The following is a 4,091-nucleotide window of genomic DNA, read 5'->3' as shown; positions in this document are numbered from 1 at the left end:
AAAGAGACCGCAACCAGAGTCGAAATCAAGAGGCAGACCGACGCCCCAATGCGAGAGCTCAAAACAATGAAATGTCGTCGATCGCTCCGCCGATCCAACGCCTTGGCGGGCAAGAAGCATAGCTCGCCTGCTGATTCGACAGCCCACACTTGGGACGACACACTCTAAGCTGGACTCCCGGCTGAAGCCTCCACACCAGCCTGCCCCACACCAACACGTTTAACGATGCTGCGTCAAATCTGCCCTCGCGTTCTCCGCTCACTGCCGATTGGTCGTATGCCGCTGTGGCTGGCGGCAACGATGCTCGGTTGCCTGGTTTTCACACCGATGTCAAATGGTCAGTCGACAACAAGCGGGTTGGATCAAGCAACGGCCGAAAGCTGGGCAAGGCTGGTGCTCAAAGGCGTCGACACCGAATTCCCCACCAAATTGTCATTGGTCTACACCAGCGCGGACCAAATCCGAACGCCGCGAGAAAACTTCCCCGCGTTCTATGGTTGCTTTGATTGGCATAGCAGTGTGCACGGGCATTGGGTGCTGGTGCGACTGCTGAAACGATACCCCGATATCGCTGCCGCGACAGAGATTCGCGAAACCCTGTCTAGCCATCTGACTGCGGAGAATCTGCAACAGGAAGCCGACTTCTTTGCACTGGATGAACAGAAGACGTTTGAGCGCATGTACGGCTGGGCCTGGTACCTGCGTCTAGTGGTCGAACTGGATGACTGGGACGATCCCGATGCCAGCAGGTGGCGCGATAATCTTCGACCGCTGGAAACATTGCTGCGACGGCGAATTCAAGACTATCTGCCGCTGCTGACGTTTCCGATTCGGACCGGAGAGCACCCTGACACCGGCTTTGCTTTAGGGCAAATCATGGACTACGCGCGCGCCCTGGAAATGGAGCCACTTGAGAGCCTGGTGACCGAACGGGCCACAGCCTTTTATGCCAGCGACGTTGACTACCCCGTTCAATACGAACCCTCGGGTCACGATTTCTTTTCGTCCTGTTGGAATGAGGCCGATCTGATGCGTCGCGTTCTGACGCAAGACGAGTTCACAGATTGGCTGGCCAAATTTGTCCCCGACTTGGCCACGCAACTGGATGACGGCACGATTGCTCCGGTTCCGGTCAGCGACGTGACCGACCCCAAGATTGTGCATTTGGCCGGACTGAATCTCAATCGCGCCTGGTGCCTGCGATCCGTCGCTGCAGCACTGAATCCCTCGCATCCGCTTCGCGAACCACTTCTTCAAAGCGCCGATGCACACTTGGCCGCAGGCCTGAACTACATCAATAGCGGACACTACGAAGGAGACCATTGGCTGGCAACGTTTGGGCTGTACGCGATCGAGCGGATCGGAACGGAAGATGCCCACCGCTGAAACCTCTCCAAAGACATTGCGACCTGGATTTCGCTTGGGCCCAGGCTTACTGGTCACCGCAGCTTTTATTGGCCCCGGCACCGTGGTCACTGCCAGCAAAGCGGGTGCGCAGTTCGGCTGTCAATTGCTGTGGACTGTCGTACTGGCCAGCCTCGGTACGATTGTCCTGCAATCCCTTGCTGCTCGCCTGGGAATCAGTCAACAGAAAGGACTCGGCGAGATGATTCGATCGACTCTGGCGGAATCGCGCTGGAAACGACCCGCGGTGGCTCTGGTCATCGCCTCGATCGGAATTGGCAATGCGGCCTACCAAACTGGAAACCTGACGGGAGCCGCCGCAGGCCTTTCTCCCGTCTTTCGAATCCAGACAAGCAGTTGGCTGATGATCTTAGTTACATTGACAACGACCATCATCTGGCTGGGACGCTACAAGATTCTCCACCGCTTTTTGATCGCTTGGGTAGCCATCCTGAGTGGATCCTTTCTGATCGCCGGTTTAATCTCGCTGCCCGAATCGGAGCAGATCCTGCGAGGAATCGTTTCGCCGAGCATCGATGCAGACAACTTGACGATCGTGCTGGCTTTGATCGGAACAACCATCGTGCCCTACAACTTATTCCTGCATGCCAGCAGCGCTGCAACAACCTGGCAGGGAGAAAACCCGCGCGATGCTGTCCGGCAATCGGACTGGGACACGTGCTTTTCGGTTCTTTTGGGTGGGTTTGTCACCGCATCAATCCTGACGACCGCGAGCGCAGCGTTTTACCAGTCTAAGATCAACTGGAACTCGATCGACGAAATCGCCGTCCAACTTCGTCCCGCGCTGGGAGACGCTGGCGGCGTGGCTTTTGCGGTCGGGCTGTTCGCCGCCGGCCTGACCAGTTCAATCACCGCGCCGATTGCAACCGCGTACGCAGTGTGTGGCTCGCTGGGGTGGAAAGCCGATCCGAGCAGCCGCCGGTTTCGAGCGATCGCAATTGCCGTGGTTTGGATCGGCGGCTATTTAGCGATCCACTTCGGCAAAAGCCCCGCACTGACCATTCAATTTGCTCAGGTCGCCAATGGACTGTTGCTGCCGATTGTCGGTTGCTTTTTGCTTGCCGTCGTCGTTAAACCGAAATCAAGCCCTCTCGCATCACTCAGTCGCTGGCGATTGGTTTCCGCGTTCTTCGCAGTCCTTGCCGTCGCCCTGTTGGGGATCTGGAGGACCATCAGCGTCCTTCGCTAACCGCCCCATGCGGCAAAAACGATGCGGGCAATCTGGGGACAGACCCCGCCGGCAGTAGCTCTTTGATCGACAATGAGAGCACGCCATCCATCGCCGGGAGCTGGAATAAAACAGTCTCTTCGCTAGCCAAGGGCAGAGCGATCTCGACGTTTCCGTTCTCGCTTCTGAAAATTCCCTCGTGAGATGCTAGAAGCAATTTCGGCACAGCAATTTCATAGTCACCCGAATCGGATCGAAACTCGAACTTCCATAGACCGTTCGATGGAGCAACGAACTCCTGGAAATTTGCACCTTGCGTGCTCGATCTCAGCTCAAACTGAAATGAAGGCCGGATTTCAAGAAGGTCACTGCCCCCGCTGTAACCAAGAACCTCCGAAGGCTCGACACTCGCATCCGGCAGTGAACGCTCTGCAGCATCATCGATCAAACTGGGATCCCTGAGCGATTGGTTGAAATCCCCAACTTGCTGCACTGAGTACCCGAAGCTCGGACTATCACCCCGGAACTCGATAATAAAATACTCGCCCTGGCTGATCGTGAAGCTGACGGTAGCTTGATCACCTCCGTCTGTGATCGATTGTGCTTTGATGCTGAGATCTGCGCTGTAAACGAGAACCTCGAGTGGGTGACCATCTGAGTGAACCGTAACGGACCAGTCACCGTCCTGATCCGCTACATATTCCCGATACACTGGGGCGTAGACATCACCGACAAGGTCACTGGAGGAATGTGGCTCCATCGCTCCGATTTCGTTTTGATACGAACTGCCAACCGCAGCCGTGCTCGAATTGCTCTCCGCTTGCCTTTCACTGACTGGCTCAGTAGCTGCGTTGGGTGCCAGCTCCACGACACCCTCAGTTGATGGCTCTGACTTCTCAACCGGACTCTTATTGAGCAGCAACCGCTCCGCAAACCATGGACTCTCGACCACTGGAAAGTTGCATGCCTCACAGTCTGTGTATTCCTGCGGCGAGAGAATGTCACCGGCCATTAGCTGTCGGTTCGTGAGCGTTTCGAAGCGAAGCGAGCGTTTTTTCATGGTGTCGGCAGATTTGGAGTCTTAACGTGACGTGCGGTCGGCTTCCCGACCCGATGTTAGTAGACAAGCAATCCAGCACAATTGGAAATCCTGGAACGTCCGTCGGTAGATTTCACAACGAGCTTACTGCAGCAATCCGACGAAAAACCCAGATCCTAGTGCGGGCAACCTGGGGACAGACCCCGTTGGTGTGGAGGATTCATCCGACTCTCCGATCCGACACACCCCAGTAGGCCAGGTGCAACCTGGCGTCATAAACCCCCAGCGCGGGGACAGACCCCGCGAGGGACCCAGTAGGCCAGGTGCAACCTGGCGTCATACACCCGTTGGTGTGGAGGATTTATCCGACTCTCCGATTCGACACACCCGGGGCCCTGTAAACCAGGACAATCTTTCACTGGGGTTGCTGCGGCCCGCAGGCAGCGCCAGGTTGCACCT

General features: G+C 56.5%; 3 protein-coding genes. 2 read left to right on the top strand and 1 reads right to left on the bottom strand.

The genetic code is table 11. From position 1 onward, the window contains the following. The first annotated feature begins 327 nt into the window (after window positions 1-327). The gene (locus NHH03_RS24805; RefSeq protein WP_253160848.1) at window positions 328-1,386 is read left to right on the top strand and encodes a DUF2891 domain-containing protein; all 1,059 of its coding nucleotides are present in this window, start codon (window positions 328-330) and stop codon (window positions 1,384-1,386) included. Continuing rightward, window positions 1,373-2,614 (top strand): Nramp family divalent metal transporter, encoded by a 1,242-nt coding sequence (locus NHH03_RS24800; protein WP_253160846.1) that lies wholly within the window; start codon window positions 1,373-1,375, stop codon window positions 2,612-2,614. Before NHH03_RS24805 ends, NHH03_RS24800 begins: the two co-directional genes overlap by 14 nt. Here the strand turns inward: NHH03_RS24800 and NHH03_RS24795 are convergent. Continuing rightward, window positions 2,598-3,653, bottom strand: coding sequence for a hypothetical protein (locus tag NHH03_RS24795; protein ID WP_253160844.1), 1,056 nt, complete (start codon window positions 3,651-3,653; stop codon window positions 2,598-2,600). The genes NHH03_RS24800 and NHH03_RS24795 overlap by 17 nt on opposite strands. Window positions 3,654-4,091: the final 438 nt, after the last annotated feature.

The sequence above is a fragment of the Stieleria tagensis genome, assembly GCF_024129865.1.
Classification (GTDB): Bacteria; Planctomycetota; Planctomycetia; order Pirellulales; family Pirellulaceae; genus Stieleria; species Stieleria tagensis.
Note: the sequence above shows the minus strand (reverse complement) of the source record. Positions and strands in the feature narration are given on the sequence as shown.

Coding starts and splice junctions, on each gene's coding strand:
- NHH03_RS24800 (WP_253160846.1), top strand. CDS start 1,373: ATGCCCACCGCTGAAACCTCTCCAAAGACATTGCGACCTGGATTTCGC.
- NHH03_RS24795 (WP_253160844.1), bottom strand. CDS start 3,653: ATGAAAAAACGCTCGCTTCGCTTCGAAACGCTCACGAACCGACAGCTA.
- NHH03_RS24805 (WP_253160848.1), top strand. CDS start 328: ATGTCAAATGGTCAGTCGACAACAAGCGGGTTGGATCAAGCAACGGCC.